Source organism: Methylobacterium sp. 13MFTsu3.1M2 (genome assembly GCF_900112625.1).
Classification (GTDB): Bacteria; Pseudomonadota; Alphaproteobacteria; order Rhizobiales; family Beijerinckiaceae; genus Methylobacterium.
In genome coordinates this window covers 193,861-219,338 of record NZ_FOMM01000009.1, presented here as the reverse complement: position 1 = coordinate 219,338, position 25,478 = coordinate 193,861, and the positions used below count along the sequence as shown (strand labels likewise).

The following is a 25,478-nucleotide window of genomic DNA, read 5'->3' as shown; positions in this document are numbered from 1 at the left end:
CGCGATCACGCCACGGCCGCGACCGCCGCCTTCCGGCGCGCCCGCGCCTGCCGGCGAATCCGCAGCGCGTCGGCCCGACGCTGCGCCTCGGCGCGCGCGAGCAGGCGGTCGAGGATGCCGGTCTCAATCCGCTCGCCGGTGGCCCCGTCGACGAGGCGGCGGATCCGGTCGACCCGGAACCCGCGATAGCCGCCGCGCCGGGCATCGATGCCGCCGAGCAGCGTCCGCCCCGGCCCGAGCCTGAGCTCGCGGGCGTCGAGGGAGCGGTTGCTCCAGGCCCCGGCCGCGTCCTCGTAGACGAGGTCGAAACGGCCCTCGAGGGGCAGCGTCCGCCACCCGGCCGCGGCGCGTTCGGGCGCCGCCTTCGCGGGGCGCTCCAGATCGAAAAAGAGGTTGTCGTTCATAGAGATGATATGGGGATTCGGGGTCTTCTGCGGTAGGCCGGCGGGCGAGTCGCGCGCGGCTTTCGGCGCCGTTCTGCGCGCCCCGCGCTTGACTTGGGGGGCCTCGCGTGAATGGTGCCGGCCTTCCCACAGAAGAAGCCCGTCATGCACCGTTACCGTTCCCACACCTGCGGGGCGCTCCGCCCGTCCGATGTCGGGCAGAGTGTCCGCCTCTCCGGCTGGTGCCACCGCATCCGCGACCACGGGGGCGTGCTGTTCGTCGATCTGCGGGACCATTACGGCCTGACCCAGTGCGTGATCGATTCCGACTCCCCGGCCTTCAAGGCCGCCGAGGCCGTGCGCTCGGAATGGGTCGTGCGGATCGACGGGCGCGTGCGCACGCGCCCGGCCGGCACCGAGAATGCCGAGCTGCCGACCGGCGCGGTCGAGGTCTACATCGACGACCTCGAGGTGCTGGGGCCGGCGGGCGAGCTGCCGCTGCCGGTCTTCGGCGACCTCGAGTATCCGGAGGAGACGCGGCTCCGGTACCGCTTCCTCGACCTGCGCCGGGAGAAGCTCCACGCCAACATCATGAAGCGCGGCGCGATCATCGACTCGCTCCGCCGCCGGATGCGGGACGGCGGCTTCTTCGAGTTCCAGACCCCGATCCTGACAGCCTCCTCGCCCGAGGGCGCCCGCGACTACCTCGTGCCGTCGCGGGTCCATCCCGGCAAGTTCTACGCGCTCCCGCAGGCGCCGCAGCAGTTCAAGCAGCTGACGATGATCGCGGGCTTCGACCGCTACTTCCAGATCGCGCCGTGCTTCCGCGACGAGGACGCCCGCGCCGACCGCTCGCCGGGCGAGTTCTACCAGCTCGACATCGAGATGAGCTTCGTCACCCAGGAGGACGTGTTCCAGGCGGTGGAGCCGGTGCTGCGCGGCGTGTTCGAGGAGTTCGCCGAGGGCAAGCGCGTCACCAAGGAATTCCCGCGGATCACCTACGCGGACTCGATGCTGAAATACGGCGTCGACAAGCCGGACCTGCGCAACCCGCTGATCATCGCCGACGTCTCCGACCTGTTCGCCCGCGAGGACGTGGCGTTCAAGGCGTTCAAGGGCGTGGTCGCCTCCGGCGGCGTCGTCCGGGCGATCCCGGCGACCGGGGCGGCGAGCCAGCCGCGCTCGTTCTTCGACAAGCTCAACGACTGGGCCCGCTCCGAGGGCGCGCCCGGCCTCGGCTACGTCGTGTTCGAGGAGGAGAACGGCGCGCTCACCGGCAAGGGACCGATCGCCAAGTTCATCCCGGCGGAGGTTCAGGCCCTGATCGCCGAGCGCTCCGGCGCGAAGGCGGGCGACGCCGTGTTCTTCTCCGCCGGTCCGGAGGCCAAGGCGGCCGGGCTCGCCGGCAAGGCGCGCGTCCGGATCGGCGACGAGCTGGGCCTCTGCGACAAGGACCAGTACGCGTTCTGCTGGATCACCGACTTCCCGATGTACGAGTGGAGCGAGGAGGAGAAGCGGATCGACTTCTCCCACAACCCGTTCTCGATGCCGAACATCGACCGCGAGGAGTTCCTCGCGCTCGATCTGGACGCCCTCGCGAGCGAGGACGAGAACGGCGCGAACACCAAGCGGATCCTCGGGATCAAGGCGTTCCAGTACGACATCGTCTGCAACGGCGTGGAGCTGTCCTCGGGCGCGATCCGCAACCACCGTCCGGACGTGATGGAGAAGGCCTTCGCCATCGCGGGCTATGGCCACGAGGTGCTGGAGCAGAAGTTCGGCGGCATGCTCAACGCCCTGCGCATGGGCGCCCCGCCGCACGGCGGCATCGCGCCGGGCGTGGACCGCATCGTCATGCTCCTGTGCAACGAGCCGAACATCCGCGAGGTCGTGCTGTTCCCGATGAACCAGCGCGCCGAGGACCTGATGATGGGCGCGCCCTCCGAGGCGACCCCCAAGCAGCTGCGCGAGCTGCACATCCGCCTCAACCTGCCCGAGAAGAAGGCCTGAGGCGCCCATAGTCCCCCGCGGTGGCGAGCCTCGTCGCGATCGTCGTCGCCCACGACAGCGCCGACGTGCTGCCGGCCTGTCTCGCGGCGCTCGCCGGCGAGCATGTGCCGGCGATCGTCGTGGACAATGCCAGCCGGGACGCCTCCGCGTCGGTCGCGGAGGCGGCCGGCGCGCAGGTGATCCGCAACGCCCGCAACGAGGGCTACGGCCGCGCCAACAACCGGGGCGTCCGCGCGGCCGAGACGGCGGAGCACGTCCTCGTCGTCAACCCGGACGTCGTGCTGCGGCCGGGCACCGTGGACGCCCTGCTGGACGCGGCCCGCACCTGGCCGGATGCCGGGCTTATCGCCCCGCGCCTCGTCGAACCCGACGGGCGCTTCTTCTTCCAGGCGCGGTCCCTGCTCGCGCCCTACCTGACCAATCCCGCGGGCCGGCTCGCGCTGCCGCAGGGCGATGCCTGCGCGCCGTTCCTCTCCGGGGCCTGCCTGATGATGCCGCGCGCCCTGTTCCTCGATCTCGGCGGCTTCGACGAGAACATCTTCCTGTTCTACGAGGACGATGACCTGTGCCGGCGCGTGGCCGACAGCGGCCGCGCCCTGATCCACGTCCACCGCGCCGTGGCGCTGCACGGTCGCGGCCGATCGTCGGCGCCGGAGCCGGGACGGGTGTTCCGCGCGCGCTGGCATCAGGCGTGGTCGCGCGCCTATGTCAGCCGGAAGTACGGCCTTTCGGACCCGAGCCTCGCCGTCCTGGGCGCCAACCTGCCGAAGGCGCTGCTGTCGGGTCTGGTCCTCCGGCGGGCCGGGCTCGAGCGTTACGGCGGCTCGGCCGCGGGCGCCCTCGCCTTCCTGCGCGGCCGGACCGCGCTGGCCCGCGAGGGTCTGACCGGATGAGTGCGCCGACGATCGCGACCGCTCTGGCGCGCGGGCGCAACGGCTTCACCGGCCTGCGGCTGATGCTGGCTCTGGCCGTCGTGGTGTCCCACGCGTTCAGCGTCGCGACCGGCGCGGCCGGCGACGAGCCCCTCGCCCGGCTCACCGGCTACACGCTGGGCGAACACGCGGTGAACGGATTCTTCGCGGTGTCGGGCTTCCTGGTCACCATGAGCTGCGACCGCCGCGGCCTCCGGGACTACGCCCTCGCCCGGACCCTGCGGATCCTCCCGGGACTCGTGGCGGCGACGCTCGTCGTCGCGCTCGGGCTCGGCGCGGCCCTGACTCGCCTGCCCGTCACCGAGTACTGGCGCGATCCCGCCCTGTGGTCGTTCATCCGCGGGACGCTGACGACCTTCAAGAGCAACGCCGCCCTCCCCGGCGTCTTCGAAGCGAATCCCTACCGGGCGCCCCTCGGCACGGTCTGGACGCTCAAGTACGAGGTGCTGTGCTACCTCGGCGTCCTCGTCGCCGCCCTGTGCGGCCTGCTCCGGCGCCGGTGGTCGGCGCCCCTGATCGTGGCCGGTCTGGCGCTCGCCCTGACGATCGCCTGCGGTCTCCGCGGTCCGGACCTGCCCAAGGGCACCGAGACGGCGCTGCGCCTGCCGCTGATCTTCGCGGCCGGGGCGTGTCTCTACCTGTGGCGCGACCGCCTGCGTGTCTCGGCGGCGGCCCTCGCCTGCCTGGTCTTCGGCGCCTGCGTCCTCGCGCGGACGCCGGCCTACCCGGCCCTGCTGTTCCTCGCCGAGGCCTACGGCGTGGTCTGGCTCGCCCTCGGCCCCCTCGCGCGCGGCCTGTTCGACCCTGCGGCCGACCTCTCCTACGGGATCTATCTCTACGGCTGGCCGGTCCAGCAGACCCTGCACGCCCTGTGGCCGGCCGCCTCCGGGCCCGCGCTGCTGGTGCCGGCCCTCGCCCTCACGCTGCCGGTCGCGGCGCTGTCCTGGTACGGGGTCGAGCGGCCGGCCCTGTCGCTGAAGGCGCGCGCGCTCGGGCGGCGGCGCCTCGGCACGATCGAGCCGGCCGGGCCGTGACCGCCGACGGGCCTCTCCCGCCGCTGAAGACGCTCGCTCGCGCGGCGCGGATGCTGGAGGCGGACGGCTTCGCGATCGTCGCCCGGAACGAGCGCGGCGACAGCCTCTACCTGCGGCGACCGGACTGCGCCTGGCACCTGCGCGTCTCGAACCACCGGCGCACCGCCAAGCAGCGCGCCCGGCGCTCCGATATCCTCGCGAGCCTCGTCATCGACGGGCCGCGCTCCTCGGATCAGATCGGGAACCTCGTCCGCGAGGCCGTCCGGAACTTCGAGGCCGCCCTGGCGCGGGTGGCGGATCAGGCGTCCGCGGCGGGGTCGCGGAAGTAGGGCTCCACGGTGCCCTTCAGCTTCACCGTCATCGGGTTGCCGGCCCGGTCGAGGGTCTTGCCGGCCGAGAGGCGGACCCAGCCCTCGCTCACGCAGTACTCCTCGACGTTCGTCTTCTCGACGCCCTTGAACCGGACACCGACCCCGCGCTCCAGCACCTTCTCGTCGTAGAACGGGCTGTTCGGGTTGGAAGCGAGGCGGTCGGGGGGCGTGTCGGTCATCGTCCGGATCTCGGATGGTCTTCGTATCGGGCCCCGCCGGTACGGGAATCCGCGCCCGCGCGCAACGCCGCGAGCAAGTCGGCGATCCGCCCGCTCTGGAGCAGCGGCACCAGCCGGGTCACCGCGTCGTGCGGGAGGTCCCACCACGCCGCCGCCACGAGCGCCTCCACGGTCGCCGCGTCGAAGCGGTGGCGCACGACCTTGGCCGGGTTGCCCGCCACCACGGCGTAGGCCGGCACGTCGCGGGTCACCACGGCGCGGGCCGCCACCACGGCCCCGTGCCCGACGGTCACCCCCGAGAGGATCATGCAGCCCGATCCGAGCCAGACATCGTGCCCGATCACCACGTCGCCCCGGGAGGCGTGGAAATCCTCCGGCGCCGCGGCGTCCGGGAACAGCCCGCGCATCGCCGCGAACGGATAAGTCGACGCCCAGTCGAGGCGGTGATCGCCGCCGAGCAGGATCTCGACCTTGTCAGCGATGGAACAATAGCGGCCGATCGTCAGCCGCCGCCCGCTCTCCGGGAAGCGGACTTTTGGACGCCCGTACGAATAAGCGCCTATGGAGAACCCGTGGGTCCTCGCCAGCTCGGCGAGGTGGATCCGGGTCTCGTTGTGCGGGTTGCGCCCCCTGCGCAGCCGGTGCAACAGACCGGTCATGACGCGAGCCCGCGCGATGCGCGACCGCGTCGTCCTCGGTGAAAAAGGTGAGCGGGAGCGTGGGCGATGGCCGATAACATGTCCGAGGACCTCAAGGCCGGGGCGCTCGTCTACCACCGCCTGCCCAAGCCCGGGAAGCTGGAGATCCAGGCGACCAAGCCGCTCGGCAACCAGCGCGACCTCGCCCTGGCCTACTCGCCCGGCGTCGCCGCGGCCTGCATGGCGATCCACGACGACCCGCAGCAGGCCGCCGAACTCACGGTGCGCCAGAACCTCGTGGCGGTGCTGTCCAACGGCACGGCCGTGCTCGGCCTCGGCGATATCGGCCCGCTGGCCTCGAAGCCCGTGATGGAGGGCAAGGCCGTCCTGTTCAAGAAGTTCGCCGGCATCGACGTCTTCGACATCGAGGTCGACCAGAAGGACGTGTCGAAGCTCGTCGACGTCGTCTGCGCCCTCGAGCCGACCTTCGGCGGCATCAACCTCGAGGACATCAAGGCGCCCGAGTGCTTCGAGGTCGAGGAGCAGTGCCGGGCCCGGATGAACATCCCGGTCTTCCACGACGACCAGCACGGCACCGCGATCATCGTGGCCGCCGCCGTCCTCAACGGCCTGGAACTCGCCGGCAAGAACCTGTCCGACGTCCGGATCGTCACGTCCGGCGCCGGCGCGGCGGCGCTCGCCTGCCTCAACCTCCTCGTGTCGCTCGGGGCGACCCGCGAGAACATCACGGTCACCGACATCAAGGGCGTCGTCTACAAGGGACGCGCCGAGCTGATGGACCGGTGGAAGGACGTCTACGCCCAGGAGACCGACAAGCGGACGCTCGCCGAGGTGATCCCGGGGGCGGACGTGTTCATCGGCCTGTCGGCCGGCGGCGTGCTCAAGCCCGAGTACCTGAAGGAGATGGCCGAGAAGCCGCTGATCATGGCGCTCGCCAACCCCTACCCGGAGATCATGCCGGATCTGGCCGAGAAGGAGCGGCCGGACGCCATGATCTGCACCGGCCGGTCGGACTTCCCGAACCAGGTCAACAACGTCCTGTGCTTCCCCTACATCTTCCGCGGGGCGCTCGATGTCGGCGCCCACAAGATCAACGAGGAGATGAAGAAGGCCGCCGTCAAGGCGATCGCGGGCCTGGCCCACGAGACCACCTCGGACGTGGTCGCCCGCGCCTACGGCGGCGAGGCCCGGCCGTTCGGACCGAAATCCCTGATCCCGAGCCCGTTCGACCCGCGCCTGATCCTGCGCATCGCCCCGGCGGTGGCCAAGGCCGCGATGGATTCCGGCGTCGCCGGCCGGCCGCTCCCGGACCTCGACGCCTATGTCGAGAGCCTCGACCGGTTCGTGCACCGGTCCGGCCTGATCATGAAGCCGCTGTTCTCGAAGGCGAAGGCCGAGCCCAAGCGCGTGATCTACGCCGAGGGCGAGGACGAGCGCGTGCTCCGCGCCGTCCAGGCGATCGTCGAGGACAAGGTCGCCCTGCCGATCCTGGTCGGCCGGCCGCGGGTGGTCGAGACCCGCCTGAAGCGCTTCGGCCTGTCGATGGTGCACGGCCGCGACTTCGAGCTGATCGATCCCGAGGACGATCCCCGCTACCGCGCCTACGTCCAGACCTATCTGGAAGTCGCCGGTCGCCGCGGCATCACGCCGGACGCGGCCCGGACCCTGGTCCGCACCAACAACACGGTGATCGGCGCCATCGCGGTCCGCCGCGGCGAGGCCGACGCGCTGATCTGCGGCCTTGAGGGCCGGTTCGAGACGCGCCTGCGCATCATCCGCGACGTGATCGGGCTCGCGCCGGGCGTGGAGCAGTGCGCCGCGATGAGCCTCGTGGTGACGCATAACGGCGCGTACTTCCTGGCCGACACCCATGTCCGCCAGAACCCCACGGCCGAGGAGATCGCCGACGTGGCGCAGGCCTGCGCCAGCCACGTCAGCCGGTTCGGGATGACGCCGAAGATCGCGCTCCTCAGCCACTCCGATTTCGGCCAGTCGGATTCGCCCTCCGCGATGAAGATGCGCGACGCCCTCGCGCTCCTGCACACGCGGAATCCCGAGCTGCAGGTCGACGGCGAGATGCAGGCCGATTCCGCCCTCAACGAGATGGTGCGCGAGCGCGTCCTGCCGGGCTCGCGCCTCAAGGGCGCGGCCAACGTCCTGATCTTCCCGAATCTCGACGCGGCCAACATCGCCTTCCAGTTCGCGAAGGTGCTGGCGGACGCGCTGCCGGTCGGCCCGCTCCTGATCGGCCCGGCCAAGCCCGCCCACATCCTGACGCCGTCGGTGACGGCGCGCGGCATCGTCAACGTCACGGCCGCCGCCGTGGTCGAGGCCCAGGCGGACGAGGCCGTCGCGCGCGCCGAGGAGGGCGGCGTCGGCATGCTCTCGGAGTGAGGGACGCCCGTCGGCGGCCGCCAGCGTGGCCGTCGATTTGCTTGCCCGTCCCGGGACCACGAAACCACCGGGAGACGACGCGATGTGCGCGGGCGACGATCCAACCTGCCACGCCTTCGAGGAGCACCGCCGCCGGTTCCGGCGGGATCTCGAGCCTGAGCGGCGCGCCTTCCTGAAGAGCGGCTTCGCGGCGACCGGCGCCGCGGCCGCGGCCCTCGCGGCGGGCGGTCCGTCGCTCGTGAGCCCGGCCCTGGCCCAGGCGAGCGGCGCCAAGATCGCCGCCACGGCGCATTACCACCTGCCGGCGAATGCCGAGACGGTCCACTGGGGCTTCTTCAGCCGCAGCCTCAAGCCCAAGGTCGAGATCGGCTCGGGCGACTTCGTCACGATCGAGACGCTCACCCACCAGGCGAGCGACGATGCCGAGCGCATGATCCAGGGCGATCCGGGCGCCGAGAGCGTCTATCTCTGGACCAAGGACAAGATGGGCGTCTCGCCCCGCGGAGCCGGCGCCATGGATGCCAAGGTCGGCCCCGGCGGTGGCCTCGGCGTGCACATCTGCACCGGCCCGGTGGCAATCCGCGGCGCCGAGCCCGGCGACGTCCTGGAGGTGCGCATCCTCGACGTCGCCCCCCGCCCCTGCGCCAATCCCAGGTACAAGGGACTGGCCTTCGGCAGCAACGCGGCGGCGTGGTGGGGCTACCACTACAACGACCTGATCACCGGCGATAAACCCCGGGAGGTCGTGACCATCTACGAGGTCGACGCCACCGGCGAGCGCGACTGGGCCCGGGCGGTCTACAGCTTCCGCTGGCCCGGCGTGACCGACCCGTTCGGCGTCTCCCACCCGACCATCGACTATCCCGGCCTGCCGGTGGACCACACGAAGACCCAGAAGACCTTCGAGGTCCTGAAGGGCATCCGCGTGCCGATCCGGCCGCATTTCGGCACGATGGGCGTCGCGCCCGCCGAGGCCGACCGGGTGAACACGATCCCGCCGAGCTACACCGGCGGCAACATCGACAACTGGCGGATCGGCAAGGGCGCGACCCTCTACTACCCGGTGGCGGTGCCGGGCGCCCTGTTCTCCGTGGGCGATCCCCACGCCAGCCAGGGCGATTCCGAACTGTGCGGCACCGCGATCGAGTGCTCGCTCACCGGCACCTTCCAGTTCATCCTGCACAAGAAGGCGGACCTGCCCGGCACGCCGCTGGAGGCGCTCGACTTCCCGATGATCGAGACCCGGGACGACTGGGTTCTGTCCGGCTTCAGCTACCCGAACTACCTGCGGGATCTCGGTCCGGACGCGCAGAGCGCGATCTTTCAGAAATCCTCGATCGACCTCGCCATGCGCGACGCCTTCCGGAAGATGCGCCAGTTCCTGATGCACGCGAAGGGCCTCACCGAGGACGAGGCGATCTCGCTGATGTCGGTGGCGGTCGATTTCGGGATCACGCAGGTCGTGGACGGCAACTGGGGCGTCCACGCCGTGGTCAAGAAGGCGATCTTCTCCGATCGCGTCGCCTGACGCCTGACGCCTGACGCCTGACCCGGTCACGCGGCCTTCGCGGCTCCGGTCATCGTCATGAGGCCGGCGATGACCCGGTAGGTCTCGGTCCAGGCTTCCCGGACCTCCGGCGTGAAGTCCGGGCCGAGCCCCTGCTCCAGGGTCCAGAGCAGTGCCGCGCCGACCGCCTCGAAATGCGCCTGCATCGCGCCGTAGCCGACGTGCCGGTCCCCGAGATCGCGCACGGCGGCGACGAGCGCCTCCGGCTTGTCGAGGTTGGCCACCGCCAGTGCCAGCATGGCGACGAGTTTGCGCTTCTGCGCGGTCATGTCGTCCGGGAAGAGCGACCGGACCTGCGGCGCGATGTCGAACAGGCGTCCGTAGAACAGCTCTGCCGCGGTGTCGCCGAGCGCCTGCACCGTCGCGAAGCTGCGCTGCACGATCGCGACCTGGGCGGCGGAGACCGCGTAGGACACGCGAACGCTCGCCAGGAACCGTTCGACCTCGGCGGTCAGACGGTCCGACTGGTCCGACAGGGCGGAGGCCGCCGCGAGAACCTGGCTCGCGGCCAGGCCGGTGCCCTCGGCCGCCTGCGCGACGCCGGTCATGGTCGTGGTGACCTCGCCTGTGCCGGTGGCCGCCTGCCCGACGTTGCGGACGATCTCCTGGGTCGCCGCACCCTGTTCCTCGACAGCCGCCGCGATCGTGGTCGCCGCCCCGTTGATCTCGCGGATCCGCGCGGTGATCGCCGCGATGGCCTCCACCGCCTGCCCGGTGGACGCCTGCACCTGCGCGATCTGACCGGAGATCTCGTCGGTGGCCTTGGCGGTCTGCGCGGCGAGGGCCTTCACCTCGGAAGCCACCACCGCGAAGCCGCGGCCGGCTGCGCCCGCGCGGGCCGCCTCGATGGTGGCGTTGAGCGCCAGCAGGTTGGTCTGCTCGGCGATCGACGAGATCAGCCCCACGACGGCACCGATCTGGTCCACGGCGCTGCTCAGGTCCTGGACGCGCGCGGCGGTCCGGTCGGCCTCGGCCGCGGCCCTCTGCGCGAGATCCGCCGATCCGTCGGCCTGCCGCCCGATCTCCTGGACGGAGGTGCCGAGCTCCTCCGCGGCCGCCGCCACGGTGTTGACGTTGCTCGAGGCCCGCTCGGCGGCGGCCGCGACCGCCGTCGACTGCCCGGCCGTCCGGGTGGCCGTCGCGGTCATCGTCTGCGCCGTGACCTGCAGGGCGTTGGCCGAGGACGCGACCGAGCCGATCATGCCTCCGACGGCCTCCTCGAACCGTTGCGCCATCTGGCGCAGGCTGTCCCGGCGCTGGTCGTCGGCGTCCAGCCGCGCCCGCTCGGCCCCGGCCTCGAGGTCGCGCGTGCGGATCAGATTGTCCCGGAAGGCCTGCACGGCCACCATGATCGGCGCGAACTCGTTCCGGTACGCTCGCACCGGGACGGCGACGGCGGTGTCGCCCCCCGTCAGCGCGCGCATCGCGGTGGCGATGATCCGGAGGGGGCGCAGCACGCCCCCGAACAGAGCCATGAGGCCCAGCCCGACGAGCAGCAGGACGGCCAGCAGCGCCGCGGCACTGTGCAGGAGAACGCCGTCCGCCTCCGCGGCGAGGCTCTCGGCCCGCGCCACCATCTCGGCGAGGGCGGCATTAGCGAGATCAACGATCGTCATCTGCTCGACGCTGTTTCGCTTACGGAGGTCTTGGAACGCGATGGGGGACGCGCGATGCTGGCTCAGGGCGTCGAAGATCGCGCGCGCCGCCTCCGCCGCCTCGCCCTCGAAATTGCTGCGCTTGGCCTTCTCGAACGCGGACCGCACGGCGTCCGAGCTCTGGGCGGCGGCCTCGCTGGTGCTCGACCACGCCGACTGGACCCGCGCCCGCTCCTCGGCCGCCGCCACGGTCTCGGGCAGCGACCACGACGTTCCCGCCGCCAGCGAGGTCTGCACGCGCAGGGCGACGTTCCCGATCGCGACACGGGTCGCCCAGGCAGACCGCTTGAGGACGAGGTAGTGCTGCAGGACGGCGTCGGAGCGCGGAATAGCCGAATCCACGGCGTCCGTGGTCGCCGTCAGCGCGTCGAGAAGTTCCTGAAAGGCCGTCAGCACGGCGGGCAGCAGCGCCGGGTCCCGCTTCGGCTTCGGTACGCGCAGGGCTTCATCGATCCGGGGGCGGAGCAGGTTCACGGCGTCCTGAGCCGCGTTGAGCCTCGCCATCGTCGCCGTCACGGAGGGCAGATCCCGGTCCCGCAGCAGGTCCTGAACGCTCGCGAAGCCCGCGACCATCGCGTCCCGGTTCGTCGCGTAGGCCTTCAGGCTCTCCGGGTCGGCGGAGGCATCCCCGCCCAGGGCGAGCGCTGCCCCCCGCTCGAGGCGTGTCGGCAGGATCGTCCCGAGCAGCTGGCGACTCGCGCGGGTCAGCGTGACCGCGTCCCGGGCCTGTCGCGCCTGAAGACGCGCGTCGAGCAGAGCATTCCCCGCGTAGGCCAGTAACATCATCGCCATGGCGAGTATCGTCGTGCACATGACGGCTCGAATCGAGACGTAGCCAAGCCATCTCATCGCGTGAACATTCCGATGTGCGAGTGGGATCTGCGTGTTGCTCGCATCATAGGGCGAACGGCGCGCGCGTTCACGCTGCCGCTCGGCAGTGTTCGACAGTCTATCGCGCCGACATATTTTGCGGACGGCGCGCTCTATTCCGGATTCAGAGGAGAATCGACATCAACCAATAAAAAAGTTGGTTTCGTGAATTAAGCCGACGTTACCGCGGCGATCTCGGTCGGCAGGCGCACGCTCACCGCTCCGGCGGCGTGCGGTGAGCGCCGGTGCGACGGTCACGAGGCCGCCGTCGGCCTCGGCCCGCGTGAACTCTCCCGCGCGACGGGCCCGGGCCATCGTGCGAGACCGGACCGCGGCGACGAGCGAGGCCCTGACCGGGTTCGGCGCCCGCGCCGCGCGGATCAGGGCGCGTCGTCCGCGAGCTCGACCCGCCCGTCCAGGCCGATGATGCGCCCGAGGCCGCGGACGCGGTTCAGTAGGCGGTCCCCGTTCAGGGCCTCCCAGTCCCGCGGCAGGCGCAGCACCACCCGTCCCTCCTCGACGGTGAGCGGCGCCCGTCCGAGGGCGCCGTCCATGCCGGCCGAGATCGGGAAGGCGATCCGGAGCAGGGCGCCCAGGAGGCGGGCGCGCTCGAACAGGCGCGGGCCGGCCACGCTCCGGAGCATCGGGTTCGCCTTCTCGGGGGCCAGGCCTGTGTGCCTCAGGGACACCGCCAGGGCGAGATAGGCCCGGCCCGGATGATCCACGCCGACGAACGCGGCATTCTGGATCACCGCGATGCTCTGCTCACCGCGGTAATCCGGATGCGCCCGCCAGCCGACGTCGGACAGCAGGCAGCCGGCGTGCCGCAGACGGCGCTCGTCGGTGGTCTCGTGGCCGTCCAGGGTCGCGACGAACCGGTCCGTCCAGGTGATCAACTCCTCGCCGTGGCGGGGCGAGCGCGCGCGCAGAACGTTGAATTCCGACGCCGAGGCCAGCAGCGGATCGATCAGACGGGTGTCGCGGTCGAGCTGCTCGAACAGCAGGCCCTCGCGCACGCCCGATGCCGAGATCGCCACCTCGCGGGGGCGCCCGACTCGGATGATCTCCTCGAGGACGACGGCGCCGTAGGCGAGGAGCGGGCGCCGCGCCTCGGAGATCGCGTCGACGTCCTGCAGCAGCGCCACGTCGGTCTGCTCGACGACCTGCAGGAAGCTGAGTTCGTCGGTGGGCTCCACCGTGTAGCCGTGCATCACGTGGACGGGGTAGCCGCGGGCCGCCTGATGGAGCCGCGCGATGGCCCGCCACGTGCCGCCGACCGCGTAGAAGGTCCGCCCGCGCAGGGTCTCGAGCTGCGGGGCGGCCTTGCGCATGTACTCGCGGACGATCTTGGCGGCCTTCTTGACCGAGCCGCCGGACAGGTCCTGCAGGGCGAGGCCGCCGAGGGGCATGGTCACCCCCTGTCCGACGACCGCCCCGCGGACGTCCACGAGCTCGAGCGAGCCGCCGCCCATGTCGCCCACGACGCCGTTCGGCGCGTGGAATCCCGAGACCACGCCGAGGGCCGACAGCTCGGCCTCGCGCCGTCCGGAGAGGAGCTGGATCTCCTGGCCACAGGCCGCCTCGGCGGCGCGGAGAAAGTCGGGACCGTTCTCGGCGTCCCGCGCCGCCGCCGTGGCGAGAACGTAGACCTGCCTGACGCGCATCGTCTGGCACAGCACCCGGAACCGCGCCAGGGCGGCGAGTGCGCGCCCCACCGCCTCCTCGTTCAGGCGGCCGGTCGTCAGGACGTTGCGGCCGAGGCCGCAGAGCACCTTCTCATTGTAGAGCGGCGTCGGCGCTCGGGTCAGTCCGTCGTACGCGACGAGGCGGACCGAGTTGGAGCCGATGTCGATGATCGCCACAGGATGGCGCGCGGTGCTGTCGATCGCCTCCGCGTCGTGCGCGAGGGTGAAGTTGGCAAGAGGGCTGCCCAAACGTCCGAGTCCTTCATCAGCCCGGCGCGCCGCCGGCGCGCCGTGCGGGAGGTTTAGCCCAGCGACGCCGCGCAGCGAAACTCAGCTGCGTTGGGCGCGGCGGCTCAGCGCCCGCGGGCTCGACTTCTTCGAGGCCTTGCCGCGCCCAGAGAGGCTGGGATTGGTCATGAAATACTTGTGGGCGTTGAACGGCTCCTCGCCCTCGGCGGGCTGGATCCGCTCGCAGCCGCCCGAGGCGAGGAGCCGCCAGCTCTGGCGGTTGTCGAGCAGGTTGGCCAGCATGATCTGGTCGAGCACCTGCTGATGCACCGTCGGGTTGGTGATCGGCAGCAGCGCCTCGACTCGGCGATCGAGATTCCGGCTCATCAGGTCGGCGGAGGAGATGTAGACCGTTGCCTTGGGGTGCGGCAGCCCGACGCCGTTGCCGAAGGCGTAGATTCGCCCGTGCTCCAGGAAGCGCCCGACGATCGACTTCACCCGGATCGTCTCCGACAGCCCGGGGATGCCCGGGCGCAGGCAGCAGATGCCGCGGACCACGCAGTCGATCTGAACCCCGGCCGCCGAGGCGTCGTAGAGCGCGTCGATGATCTGGCTGTCGACCAGGGAGTTGCACTTGATCCAGATGGCGGCCGGGCGCCCGGCCTTCGCGTGCGCGACCTCGGCCTCGATGTGCTCGAGGAGCTTGTTCTTGGCGGTCAGCGGCGAGACCGCCATGCGCTCCAGCTCGGCCGGCTCGGCGTAGCCGGTGATGAAATTGAAGATCCGCGACACGTCGCGCGCGATCGCGGGATCGGCCGTGAAGAACGACAGGTCCGTGTAGATGCGCGCGGTGATCGGGTGGTAGTTGCCGGTGCCGACGTGGCAGTAGGTGACGAGCTTGTCGCCCTCGCGCCGGACCACCAGCGACAGCTTGGCGTGCGTCTTCAGCTCGACGAAGCCGAACACCACCTGCGCGCCGGCCTTCTCGAGGTTGCGCGCCCAGCGGATGTTGGCCTCCTCGTCGAAGCGCGCCTTCAGCTCCACGAGGGCGGTGACGGACTTGCCGAGTTCCGCGGCCTCGGCGAGGGCCGCCACGATCGGCGAGTTGGACGAGGTCCGGTAGAGAGTCTGCTTGATCGCGACCACGTTCGGGTCACGGGCGGCCTGCGCGAGGAACTGCACCACCGAATCGAAGGATTCGTAGGGGTGGTGGACGATGAAGTCCTTCTGCCGGATCGCCGCGAACACGTCGCCGCCGCTCTCCCGGATGCGCTCCGGGAAGCGGGGATTGTAGGGCTTGAACTTCAGGTCGGGCCTGTCGATGCCGACGACCTGGGACAGCTCATTCAGGGCCAGCATGCCCTCCACGAGGAAGATCGCGTCCGCGGCGATCTCCAGTTCGTCGGCGACGAAGCTGCGCAGATCCTCCGACATGCCCGCCTCGACCTCGAGACGAATCACGACGCCGCGCCGCCGCTGCTTCAGCGCCGTCTCGAAATGCAGGACGAGGTCCTCCGCCTCCTCCTCGATCTCCAGGTCGGAATCGCGGACCACGCGGAACGCGCCGCTGCCCTTGACGAGGTAGCCCGGGAAGAGCCGCCCGGTGAACATCCCGATCACCTGCTCGATGGTGATCAGACGGGCGGAAGTCTCGCTGTCGCTCACCGGCAGGCGCACGAAGCGGTCGATGACGCCCGGCAGCCGGATCAGGGCGCGCAGCAGCCGGCCGTCCTTCGGCCGCACCAGCATCAGCGCGATGGTGGTGCCGAGATTCGGGATGAACGGGAACGGGTGGGCCGGATCGATCGCCAGCGGCGTCAGGACCGGGAAGACGTGGTTGAGGAAGTACTCCTCCAGCCACGCCGCCTGCTCGGCCGTGAGGGCCGCGGGCTCGACGATGTCGATGTCGCTCGTGTGCAGCTCCGTGCGCAGTTCCCGCCAGCGGGCCTGCTGGTCGGCGGCGAGGCGCGACACCTCGGCGCCGATCCGGACGAGTTGCTCGGACGGCGACAGGCCGTCCTGCGACGGGACCGTGATCCCCGCCCGCACCTGATCGATGAGGCCGGCCACGCGGACCATGAAGAACTCGTCCAGATTGTTGGCCGAGATCGACAGGAAGCGGAGGCGCTCCAGGAGCGGGTGGTTGGGGTTCGACGCCTCTTCCAGCACCCGCCGGTTGAACTGCAGCCAGGACAGCTCGCGGTTCACGTACCGCTCCGGTGAGTGGCGCAGGGTTCGCCCGGCTTCCACAACCGGCTCGCGGGCCGCGCCGACCGGCGGCTCCGCGGGAGTCGCGGCCGCCGCGGCCGGCCACTCGTCGTTGGCGTCCGGAATGGCTTCCGCCGGAGCCGCCGCCCCCGCGACCGGATCGGCCTGCAGGCGCTTGGGCGCGACCGCCCGCCGCGTCGCCGGACTGGCCGTCGCGCGCCGACGGGGCTCGGGCGCCTCATCGGCGGCGTCGCGGTCCACGGGCTTCTGCGTCGATTCCATCCCGGATCCCTGTCTCTGCTCCTCGCGGCGGCGGAGCGTGTATCACCCTAGACCGGCGGCCTTCACGACAGTTTCGTGACGGCCACTGCATTCCTCCTTCAGGCGTTCGGGTCCGGCTCGTCCTCCAGCCCCATGCGGCGCAGGACGGCCAGCGCGAGCGGCCGGCTGATGCGGCGGCCGCGCCCGAGGGCGTCGCGGTCGAGCTCGGCGACGACGTCGCGGGCGCGGCCCAGCGACCGGTCGATCCGCAGGGCCAGCGCCTCGATGACGCCGAGATCGACCACCAGCTGCCGGTCCACGAACAGCTTGACCAGGACGGCACGCAGGAGCGCGTCGTCCGGCGCCTCGATGGCGATGCGCGGCGCGAGGCGAAGCCGCGAGCGCAGATCCGGCGTCGTGAGGCCGAGGGCGTCGATACCCGTGGCGCTGGTCAGCAGAACCGGGCAGCCTCGCTCGCGGGCGCGGTTGAGTAGGTGGAACAGCGCCGCCTCGTCGCGCCGCTCCGCCCGGTCGATGTCCTCCACGACCAGCGCCCCGTTGGAGACGAGGTGCTGGACCGCGTCGGCACCCAGCTCGGCGGCCGGGAGGGTCCAGGCGTGGGCCCGCTCGGCCCAGATCGCCGCGAGGTGGCTCTTGCCGCTGCCGGAGGGGCCGGTGAGGACCAAGACGCTGTCGGGCCAGTCCGGCCACGCCTCGATCAGCGCGTAGGCGGCCTCGTTGGCCGGTCCGACGAGGAAATCCTCGCGCCCGTAGCGGGGGTCGAGCGGCAGGTCGAAGGCCAGCTGCCGGGGTGGGGCGTTCTCGCGCATAGGCCGCTCAGGATCATCCCGCGCCCGCGGAGGTCAAGGCCGAAGCGTCCTTGCCCTCGTGCTCGATCAGGATCGGCTGCCCGGCGTGGTAGAGGCGGCTCTCCAGGTAGCGGGCCAGGGCGAAGCGGACCAGCACGCCGATCGAGGCCGCGATCGGGACGGCGAGCAGCAGCCCGACGAAGCCGAACAGCGTCCCGAAGGCGAGCAGGGCGAACATTAGCCAGACCGGGTGCAGCCCTGTGGAATCGCCGACGAGCTTCGGCGAGATGACGTTGCCCTCCAGGAACTGGCCGACGAGGAAGACGGCGACGGTCAGGCCGAGATGCAGCCAGTCTCCGGAGGGCCAGAACTGGACGAGCGCGACGCCCACGGAGAGCATGAAGCCGGTGAGCGTGCCGACGTAGGGGATGAAGGTCAGGAACCCGGCGATCAGGCCGATCAGCACGCCGAAGTTGAGGCCGACCAGCCACAGGCCGACGGCGTAGAAGCTGCCCAGAATGAGGCAGACCAGGGTCTGGCCGCGGACGTAGCCGGTGACCGCCCCGTCGATCTGACGCGCCAGCTCGCGCACCGTCGCCCGATGCCGGGGCGGCACCCAGCCGTCGATGGCGGCGACCATCCGGTCCCAGTCGACGAGGATGTAGAAGGCGACGACCGGCGTCACGACCAGCAGGGAGGCGATCGAGATCAGCGCTTGGCTGCCCGACCAGAGCGATTTCAGGAAGGCCAGGAGCCACGTGCCGGCCTGGGTGGCGAGCGTCCCCACGGAGGATTGCAGCTCGTTAAGGACGTTCGCGCCGCCGACGCGCTCGAGCAGGGTCCCGGACCGCTCGGCGATGATCGCCTGGAGCCGCGACACCATTCCGGGCAGCGCGTTGACGAGCGCCACGACCTGGTTGGCCGTGAGCGGGATCAGGATCAGCAGCGTCACGACGAGGACGACGACGAACAGCGCCAGGATCAGCAGGCTGGCCGCCAGACGCCCGAGGCCGAGCCGCTCCAGCCGGTCTGCCAGGGGGTCGAGGAGGTAGGCCAGCGTGATGCCGGCCACGAACGGCAGCATCACCTCCCGCAGGAGGTAGACGATCAATCCCAGGGCCACGACAGCGGCCAGCCCGATCACAGCCCGTGCGCGCACGATGACGCTCCCCCCAGCAGCACACCACGCCAGCGGGCAGAGTGGGTATGCGGAGCGCGCCGATCAAGGCGCCGCCGGCACGACTCGCGCGGCGCGCGGGAAGCCGCTAGAGCGGGGCCAGTATTCAGCGAGGTGGCGCGGGCATGACGGCCAAGGACGGCAACGAGCCGAAGACGGGGCTGACCTACGCGGCGGCGGGCGTCGATATCGATGCCGGCAACGCCATGGTCGAGACGATCAAGCCGCTGGTGCGCTCGACCCGGCGCCCGGGCGCCGACGCCGAGATCGGCGGGTTCGGCGGCCTGTTCGACCTGAAGGCCGCGGGCTTCCGCGACCCGATCTTGGTCGCCGCCAACGACGGCGTCGGCACCAAGGTCAAGATCGCCATCGAGACCGGCCGCCACGACACGATCGGCATCGACCTCGTGGCGATGTGCGTGAACGACATCATCGTCCAGGGCGCCGAGCCGCTGTTCTTCCTCGACTACTACGCGACCGGCAAGCTGGTCCCCGGCGTCGGCGCCGACATCGTGCGCGGCATCGCCGAGGGCTGCCGGCAGGCCGGCTGCGCGCTGATCGGCGGCGAGACCGCCGAGATGCCGGGCCTCTACGACGGGTCCGACTACGACCTCGCGGGCTTCTCGGTCGGCGCCGCCGAGCGCGGCGCGCTTCTGCCGCGGCCCGGCATCCGGCCCGGAGACGTCGTGCTCGGCCTGCCCTCCTCCGGCGTCCATTCCAACGGCTTCTCGCTGGTCCGCCGGATCGTCGCGAAGACGGGTCTCGGCTGGGACGCGCCGGCCCCGTTCGCCCCGGGCCGCAGCCTCGGCGAGGCGCTGCTGGAGCCGACCCGGATCTACGTGAAGCCGCTGCTCGCGGCGCTGGGCGCCACCGACGGGATCCGGGCGCTCGCCCACATCACGGGCGGCGGCTTCCCCGACAACCTCCCCCGGGTCCTGCCGGACGAAGTCGGCATCGCCGTCGACCTCGATGCCGTGACCCCGCCGCCGGTCTTCGGCTGGCTCGCCCGCGAGGGCGGCGTCGCCGAGGCCGAGATGCTGCGGACCTTCAACTGCGGGATCGGCATGGTGGTGATCGCCGCCGCCGACGCGGTCGACGACGTCGACGAGGCCCTGACCCGGGCCGGCGAGACCCCGGTCCGCCTCGGACGGATCACGGCGCGCGGCCCCGAGCCGGTGACCTTCAGCGGCCGCCTCGCGCTGTGATGGCGTCCGCCCGCAAGACCCGCGTCGCGATCCTCATCTCGGGGCGCGGCTCGAACATGCTGGCGCTGCTGGAAGCCGCGAAGGATCCCGCCTTCCCGGCCGAGATCGTGCTGGTCCTGTCGAACCGCCCGGAGGCCGCCGGCCTCGCCCGAGCGGCCGAGGCCGGCATCCCGACGCAGGCCATCGATCACCGGGCCTTCGCCGACCGGGCCGGTTTCGACGCCGCCCTCGACGCGGCGCTGCGGGCGGCCGAGGTCGACCTCGTCTGCCTCGCGGGCTTCATGCGGATCCTGACGACCGACTTCGTTGCGTCCTGGGCCGGCCGGATGCTCAACATCCACCCGTCGCTCCTGCCCCTGTTCAAGGGCACCCACACGCACCGGCAGGCGCTGGACGCGGGCGTGCGCCTTCACGGCTGCACGGTCCACTTCGTGGTGCCGGAACTCGACGCCGGACCGATCGTCGCCCAGGTTGCGGTCCCGGTCCGCCAGGACGACGATCCCGACAGCCTCGCCGACCGCGTGATCGTGCAGGAGCGGCGGCTCTACCCCGCGGTGCTCGCCCTGGTGGCGGGCGGCCGCGCCCGTCTGGACGGCGATCGCGTCGTGATCGACGAGAGGGCGCCAGACGGCGCTCTGTTCAGCCTCTAGGCGGCGGTAGCACGGGCGTTTCCGTCCGCGCGAGCGGGGCGCCGCGATCCGGCCGCGCCACGCTCGCCATGTTCCGCCCCGGGGCTGCTCCGCCGACGAAGACGGTGCGCGGACCCGGAGGCCTTCGAAGCTCTGGGCGCTCAGACCGGGCGCTGGAGCTTGCAGCTGTCCAGGGCCGAGAGCGCCTTAGCGCGGGCGGTGTCGTTGAAGTAGCCGGTGGTCCGGTAGGCCTCGATCTCGGAGGCGTCGAGGCTGCGCAGCGTCTGCCGCGCGTAGCAGCCGCAGGGGCGCTCCAGGGAGGCCTCGCTGGCGCTGGTCATGCGGGCCTGGACCACCGTGCAGGCGTGGCGCACGCGGCCCTCGAGGTTGGTCTTGCTGGCGGTCTTGAGAGCGGGGTCCGGCTCGTACTGCTGGAACGGGGCCGAGGATCCGCCCGCGAGGGCGGCGGTCGCGCCGAGGGCGAACAGGCCGGTCGCGATCAGCAGGGGCAGGCGGCGCATCGTCATGGTCGGGGTCGTCCGGGGGCTGAGATTGGCTAAGCTCGGCCGTTGGACGCTCCCGGGCTCCGTCCCGTCAAGGACGACCCGGTCACACAGGGCGGCATTCCCGGCGCCGCCGGGTACGGGGCGCGCGAATGGCGGGTCGGTGTGCCCAACCCGCCACCGCGCGCCGCCTCGCCTCAGGCGGCGATGTCGGAATCCTTGAAGAACTGCGCGATCTCGAGCTTGGCGTTCTCGGCGCTGTCGGAGCCGTGGACGGTGTTCTCGCCGACGGACTCGGCGAACTTCTTGCGGATCGTGCCCTCGGCGGCCTGGGCCGGGTTCGTGGCACCCATCACCTCACGGTACTTGGCGACGGCGTTCTCGCCCTCGAGGACCTGAACCACCACCGGGCCGGAGGTCATGAAGGTCACGAGCTCGCCGAAGAACGGGCGCTCCTTGTGCACCTCGTAGAACTTCTCGGCCTGCTCCTTGGTCATGCGGATGCGGCGCTGGCCGACGATGCGCAGGCCGGCCTCCTCGATGACGGCGTTGACCGCGCCGGTCAGGTTCCGCCGCGTCGCGTCGGGCTTCAGGATCGAGAAGGTGCGCTCGGTGGCCATGGTGCGTCCGGTCTGTCTGTGGAAAAGATCTGCGGCGCGCCGGCGATCCGGACACGCCGCGGCAGCGAGAATTTCGCTTCGGCGCCGGGCTTATAGCGGGCGCCCCCCGGTGCCTCAAGCGGCCCGGCGCGCCTTGGCGGGGCAAGCGCGGCCGTGGCTCTGCCGCAACACCGCCGAAAAATCGCCCGATTGCGGCGGCTCAGTCGCGCACCAACCGACTTCGTCCACCCCTCGGGCGCCCGCGGCGCCCCAATCCCGGAGACGAACCATGCGACTCGCTCTCAGCGCCAGCCTGCTTCTCGCCGGCCTCACCGCCGCCTCCGCCGACACGGGCAAGGACCCGTCCGGCACCTGGCTCACCGGCGACGGCCGCGCCAAGATCCGGATCGACCGCTGCGGCCCCGGCCAGAAGCTGGTCTGCGGCAAGGTCGTCTGGCTCAAGACGCCGACCTTCGACAACGGCGCCCCGCGCACCGACCTCAAGAATCCCGACCCGAAGAAGCGCGCCCGTCCGGTAATCGGTCTCCAGCTGATCGAAGGTCTGAAGCCGGACGACGCGAAGTTCACCGGCGAGCTCTACAATATCGAGGAAGGCAAGATCTACACGGTCAGCCTCGAGCGGGAGAGCGAGGCCGAGCTCAACGTGTCGGGCTGCATGCTCAAGATCCTGTGCGGGTCGCAGACCTGGACCCGCGTGCCGGACGTGAACCAGCAGGCCGCCAACAAGAACTGAGCTTCGTCAGATCGCCGCGAGGCCGCGCTGCACCGCCGGCCTCGCCAGGATGCTCTCGAGCCACCGGGCGACGTTCGGGAGGGTGTCGATGTCGACACCCTGCTTGAAGTTGAGCTTCGCCCAGGTGAACGTCGCGATGTCGGCGACGGAGTAGTCCTCGGCCAGGAAGGCGCGCCCCTCGAGGCGCCGCTCCAGCACGCCGTAGAGGCGCTTAGCCTCGGCGGTGAACCGGTCGATCGCGTAAGGCAGCTTCTCGGGCGCGTAGATCTTGAAGTGGTGTGTCTGCCCGAGCATCGGCCCGAAGCCCGCCACCTGCCAGAACAGCCACTCGTCGACCGCCACGCGGGCGCGCTCGTCGGTCGGGTAGAACTGCCCGGTCTTCCGGCCGAGATACTGCAGGATCGCGCCTGATTCGAAGACCGAGATCGGCTGTCCGCCCGGACCGTCCGGATCGACGATGGCCGGGATCTTGTTGTTGGGCGAAATCGCAAGGAAGTCGGGCGCGAACTGCTCGTTCTTCGCGATGTCCACCGGAACGATCCGATAGGGGAGCCCGCACTCCTCCAGCATGATCGGGATCTTCCAGCCGTTCGGCGTACTCCATGTGTGGACGTCGATCGGCCGCCCGGACACCGCTGCCATGCTCTGCCTGCTCCTGGACCCGATCGTCGGCGGCGCGGTGGTCCTCCGCCGTTTCCGAATTGCCCCGGCAGTGAAGACGATTTCCCGGCCGCGCTCAAGGGCACCGCGCCCGTAGACGCGGTCGCACGGCGAAGCTGCGCCGGGGCTGGCGGCGGCGGCGCGGCCGGGCTTGCCGGCGCCGCGAGAGAGCGGCGAGATTGCGGCTTGGGCGCCGGAACGGCGCCCGAGGGGGAACATCCGATGATCGATCGTCTCGTCAGGATCGCGGTCCTGTCCGCGCCGCTGCTCGCCGCCTGCCCGGCTCTCGCCAAGGAGCCATCCGCCAAGGAATCACCCGCCAAGGAGGCACCCACGAAGGCGCCGCCCGTCGCCGAGGCGCCGGCCGCCAGGACGCCGAGCGCGGGCCAGTCCGCCGCCCGCGATCGCCAGAAGACCTGCGGCACCGAGTGGCGCGCCCTGACCGACGCGCAGAAGGCGGCGCAGGGACCGAAATGGCCGCAGTACTGGAGCAAGTGCAACAAGCGCCTGAAAGGTGGCGACAAGGCCTGATCGGCTAGAACCGCGGGGCGTTCCGTTCGTTCGAACATCCGCGGCGGGTTGGCAGGAGGCACGAGGCGATGACGGACCCTTCTCCGTCCGGTCGGGCGGTGGACAGCGCGCCGCGCGGGGTCCGGCATGGCTGAGGCCCCCGCCGGCTCCGTCGCGGATCGCCGCCCCGAACCGCTCGGCGACCGCGTCCTGGCGTTCCTCGATGCCTGGGTGCCGAAGCCGGCCGCTTGGGCCTTCGCGCTGCGGATCTGGATCGCCATGATGCTGGCGCTGGCCGCCGCATTCTGGCTCCAGCTCGACAGCGCCTCGTCCGCCGCCACCTGCGTGGCGATCCTCGCCCAGCCCAAGCGGGGGCAGGCGATCTCGAAGGCGGTCTACCGCCTGCTCGGCACGCTCGTCGGCGCGGCGGTGGCGCTCGTCTTCATGGCGCTCTTCGGCCAGGACCGGGTGCTGCTGCTCCTCAGCTTCACCGTCTGGCTCGGCCTCTGCGTCTTCGTCGCCCAGTTTCTGCAGGACACGCGGGCCTACGGCGCGATGCTGTCCGGCTACACTGTGGCGATCATCGCGCTCGGCCAGATCGACGATCCGCAGGGGACCTTCGACGCCGCCGTGTCCCGCGTCGCCGCGATCGTGCTCGGCATCGTCGTGATCACCTTCATCAACGACGCCCTCGCCTCGCCGAGCACGTGGCGGGCGCTGCTGCCGCAGCTGCGCGCGGCCTGGGACCAGACGCGCGGCTACGCCCGCGACACTCTGGCGTCGGGGGATCTCGGCGCCCCGCGCACCGCCGCGCTGATCCGCACCATCGCGCCGATGCGGGCCGACGCCAGCGCCATCGCGGGCGAGCTGGACGACGGCCGGTACCGCGCGGCCGGCGCGCGCAGCTGCATCGCCGCGCTCTACGTGATGGCGGCGTCGATCCGCGGCCTCGGGGCCGCGGCCGCGTCCCTGCGCGATCCGAGCCCGGCCGTCGCGGAGGCGATGGCGATCTGCCGGCGGGTGGCCGACGCGCCGGATCCCGACGCCCTGGACCGCGACGACGAGCGCCTGCGCGACCTGGTCGACGCGGCCATCCGCGACGGGACCCGTCCCCTCGACGAGGTCGTTGTGCTCCAGCGCGCCCTCGACTTCGTCTGCGCCGCGACCTTCGCGCAGGACGGCATCCGCGCCGTGGCCGACGGCCACAGTCCCCTGCGCGACGCCGAACTGCCGACCCATCGCGACTTCCCCGTCGCCCTCCGCGGCGCCCTGCGGGTGGCCCTGAGTTTCGCGGTCACCGCCGCCACCTTCGCGGCGCTCGGCCTGCCCCAGGCCTCGTTCGCACTGGTCCAGGTGGCCGCCACCGCGGCCCTGTCGTCGATGACGCCGGACCCGAAGAAGTTCGCGAACGGCGTCGTCGTCGGCATGACGCTGGCCGCCGCCCTGGCGGGCATCGCCCGGTTCGCGCTCCTCAACGGTGTCCAGGGCTTCCCGATGCTGGCGCTCGTGATGGCGCCGGTGATCTTCCTGGGCTGCTTCCTCTCGCTGAACCCGAAGACCTTCGGGGTCGGCTTCATCCTGATCGTGTTCTTCCCCGTCCTGCTGGGGCCCTCGAACCCGCAGACCTACGACGCCCTGAGCTTCCTGCTGAACGCGTTCCTCGTCGTCGTGGCGGCCGTGATCCTGTCGATCATCGTCCGCCTCATCCTGCCGGTCTCGCCGGCCCAGCAGCGGGTCTTCGCCCTCGGTTCGGCGCGGCGGGCGCTCGCCGACGCCCTCGTCGGCCAGGGCGGCGACGCCACCACCCGCACGAGCCTGAATGCCGACCGGCTGTTCCAGTTCGCCGCCTACAGCTCGGGGAGCGCGGCGGTGCGGCAAGCGAACCTGCACCACGCCTTCGCCCTCGCCCGCCTGGAGGCCGCCGCCGCCCGGGCCCACGCGGAACTGCGCCGCCTCTGGTCGGTCGGAGCCCTGCGCGGCGCGATCCCGGGGGCGCGGGACGCCCTCGCGACAGGCGACGATCGCGGGCTCGAGATGGCGGCGCGCGACCTGATCCACGCCGCCTCCAGCCAGGACCGGGCGGTGCGGCTCACGACGGCCCGTGCCGCCAGCGACCTCGTCACCGCGTCGCGAACCATCGCCCGCCACAGGCGATTCCTCCAACGCCTCGACATCGCGCTATTCTGATTGCCGCTT

General features: G+C 71.3%; 22 protein-coding genes. 11 read left to right on the top strand and 11 right to left on the bottom strand.

The features are described 5' to 3' along the window. Positions 1–5: 5 nt before the first annotated feature. The gene (locus BM314_RS10505) at positions 6–404 is read right to left on the bottom strand and encodes a hypothetical protein (RefSeq protein WP_020091817.1); all 399 of its coding nucleotides are present in this window, start codon (positions 402–404) and stop codon (positions 6–8) included. A gap of 144 nt (positions 405–548) precedes the next feature. Here BM314_RS10505 and aspS point away from each other — a divergent pair, with 144 nt between their 5' ends. The 4 genes from aspS to BM314_RS10485 are packed head-to-tail and all read left to right on the top strand — an operon-like array spanning position 549 to position 4,688. Continuing rightward, entirely contained in the window at positions 549–2,393 is a 1,845-nt protein-coding gene (gene aspS, locus BM314_RS10500; protein WP_091978105.1) for an aspartate--tRNA ligase, read from the top strand. 20 nt (positions 2,394–2,413) lie between these two features. After that, positions 2,414–3,286, top strand: coding sequence for a glycosyltransferase family 2 protein (locus BM314_RS10495; protein ID WP_091978080.1), 873 nt, complete (start codon positions 2,414–2,416; stop codon positions 3,284–3,286). Beyond that, positions 3,283–4,359, top strand: coding sequence for an acyltransferase family protein (locus BM314_RS10490; RefSeq protein WP_091978079.1), 1,077 nt, complete (start codon positions 3,283–3,285; stop codon positions 4,357–4,359). Before BM314_RS10495 ends, BM314_RS10490 begins: the two co-directional genes overlap by 4 nt. Then, positions 4,356–4,688: a hypothetical protein gene (locus BM314_RS10485; RefSeq protein WP_020091813.1), complete on the top strand. Its 333-nt coding sequence runs from the start codon at positions 4,356–4,358 to the stop codon at positions 4,686–4,688. The genes BM314_RS10490 and BM314_RS10485 overlap by 4 nt, the downstream gene beginning before the upstream one ends. Here BM314_RS10485 and BM314_RS10480 read toward each other — a convergent pair. Both BM314_RS10480 and BM314_RS10475 read right to left on the bottom strand, forming a co-directional pair. Next, positions 4,658–4,909, bottom strand: a complete 252-nt coding sequence (locus BM314_RS10480) for a DUF3297 family protein (RefSeq protein ID WP_091978078.1) — start codon at positions 4,907–4,909, stop codon at positions 4,658–4,660. The two genes, BM314_RS10485 and BM314_RS10480, sit on opposite strands and share 31 nt — an antisense overlap. Beyond that, positions 4,906–5,568 carry a CatB-related O-acetyltransferase gene (locus BM314_RS10475; protein WP_170868081.1) on the bottom strand — a complete coding sequence of 221 codons (663 nt, stop codon included), beginning with the start codon at positions 5,566–5,568 and terminating at the stop codon, positions 4,906–4,908. Before BM314_RS10475 ends, BM314_RS10480 begins: the two co-directional genes overlap by 4 nt. A 66-nt stretch (positions 5,569–5,634) precedes the next feature. Between BM314_RS10475 and BM314_RS10470 the strand changes: the two genes are divergently transcribed. Further along, positions 5,635–7,962, top strand: coding sequence for an NADP-dependent malic enzyme (locus tag BM314_RS10470; RefSeq protein WP_020091810.1), 2,328 nt, complete (start codon positions 5,635–5,637; stop codon positions 7,960–7,962). A gap of 82 nt (positions 7,963–8,044) precedes the next feature. Continuing rightward, a complete protein-coding gene (locus BM314_RS10465) occupies positions 8,045–9,490 on the top strand; it encodes an acetamidase/formamidase family protein (RefSeq protein ID WP_020091809.1) in 1,446 nt (481 codons plus the stop codon). A 26-nt stretch (positions 9,491–9,516) separates the two neighbouring features. Here BM314_RS10465 and BM314_RS10460 read toward each other — a convergent pair whose 3' ends face one another. From BM314_RS10460 to BM314_RS10440, 5 genes are all read right to left on the bottom strand, one after another. Continuing rightward, on the bottom strand, positions 9,517–12,033 hold the full coding sequence (locus tag BM314_RS10460; protein ID WP_091978077.1) for a methyl-accepting chemotaxis protein: 2,517 nt from the start codon (positions 12,031–12,033) through the stop codon (positions 9,517–9,519). A 401-nt stretch (positions 12,034–12,434) separates the two neighbouring features. Then, the gene (ppx, locus tag BM314_RS10455) at positions 12,435–13,988 is read right to left on the bottom strand and encodes an exopolyphosphatase (protein ID WP_091978076.1); all 1,554 of its coding nucleotides are present in this window, start codon (positions 13,986–13,988) and stop codon (positions 12,435–12,437) included. 81 nt (positions 13,989–14,069) lie between these two features. Beyond that, complete coding sequence (locus tag BM314_RS10450; protein ID WP_091978075.1) at positions 14,070–16,457, bottom strand: RNA degradosome polyphosphate kinase; 2,388 nt, start codon at positions 16,455–16,457, stop codon at positions 14,070–14,072. 98 nt (positions 16,458–16,555) lie between these two features. Beyond that, the gene (locus tag BM314_RS10445; protein WP_020091805.1) at positions 16,556–17,266 is read right to left on the bottom strand and encodes a P-loop NTPase family protein; all 711 of its coding nucleotides are present in this window, start codon (positions 17,264–17,266) and stop codon (positions 16,556–16,558) included. A gap of 13 nt (positions 17,267–17,279) precedes the next feature. After that, positions 17,280–18,404, bottom strand: coding sequence for an AI-2E family transporter (locus BM314_RS10440; RefSeq protein ID WP_026604737.1), 1,125 nt, complete (start codon positions 18,402–18,404; stop codon positions 17,280–17,282). 143 nt (positions 18,405–18,547) lie between these two features. On the opposite strand from BM314_RS10440, the gene purM reads away from it, so the two are divergent. Further along, on the top strand, positions 18,548–19,627 hold the full coding sequence (purM, locus tag BM314_RS10435) for a phosphoribosylformylglycinamidine cyclo-ligase (RefSeq protein WP_091678383.1): 1,080 nt from the start codon (positions 18,548–18,550) through the stop codon (positions 19,625–19,627). Beyond that, a complete protein-coding gene (gene purN / locus BM314_RS10430; protein ID WP_056521218.1) occupies positions 19,627–20,277 on the top strand; it encodes a phosphoribosylglycinamide formyltransferase in 651 nt (216 codons plus the stop codon). Before purM ends, purN begins: the two co-directional genes overlap by 1 nt. Before the next feature lie 140 nt (positions 20,278–20,417). Here purN and BM314_RS10425 read toward each other — a convergent pair whose 3' ends face one another. Further along, complete coding sequence (locus BM314_RS10425; protein WP_020091801.1) at positions 20,418–20,783, bottom strand: hypothetical protein; 366 nt, start codon at positions 20,781–20,783, stop codon at positions 20,418–20,420. A 173-nt stretch (positions 20,784–20,956) separates the two neighbouring features. After that, positions 20,957–21,379, bottom strand: coding sequence for a nucleoside-diphosphate kinase (gene ndk, locus BM314_RS10420; RefSeq protein WP_012317495.1), 423 nt, complete (start codon positions 21,377–21,379; stop codon positions 20,957–20,959). Between the two features lie 268 nt (positions 21,380–21,647). Here ndk and BM314_RS10415 point away from each other — a divergent pair, with 268 nt between their 5' ends. After that, positions 21,648–22,112, top strand: coding sequence for a DUF2147 domain-containing protein (locus tag BM314_RS10415; protein ID WP_020091800.1), 465 nt, complete (start codon positions 21,648–21,650; stop codon positions 22,110–22,112). A 6-nt stretch (positions 22,113–22,118) separates the two neighbouring features. On the opposite strand, the gene BM314_RS10410 is transcribed toward BM314_RS10415, so the two are convergent. Further along, positions 22,119–22,754 carry a glutathione S-transferase N-terminal domain-containing protein gene (locus tag BM314_RS10410; RefSeq protein ID WP_056521224.1) on the bottom strand — a complete coding sequence of 212 codons (636 nt, stop codon included), beginning with the start codon at positions 22,752–22,754 and terminating at the stop codon, positions 22,119–22,121. Positions 22,755–22,994: 240 nt separating this feature from the next. On the opposite strand from BM314_RS10410, the gene BM314_RS10405 reads away from it, so the two are divergent. Next, a complete protein-coding gene (locus BM314_RS10405; protein ID WP_091978074.1) occupies positions 22,995–23,303 on the top strand; it encodes a hypothetical protein in 309 nt (102 codons plus the stop codon). 126 nt (positions 23,304–23,429) lie between these two features. Further along, positions 23,430–25,469 (top strand): FUSC family protein, encoded by a 2,040-nt coding sequence (locus BM314_RS10400; RefSeq protein WP_091978073.1) that lies wholly within the window; start codon positions 23,430–23,432, stop codon positions 25,467–25,469. Positions 25,470–25,478: the final 9 nt, after the last annotated feature.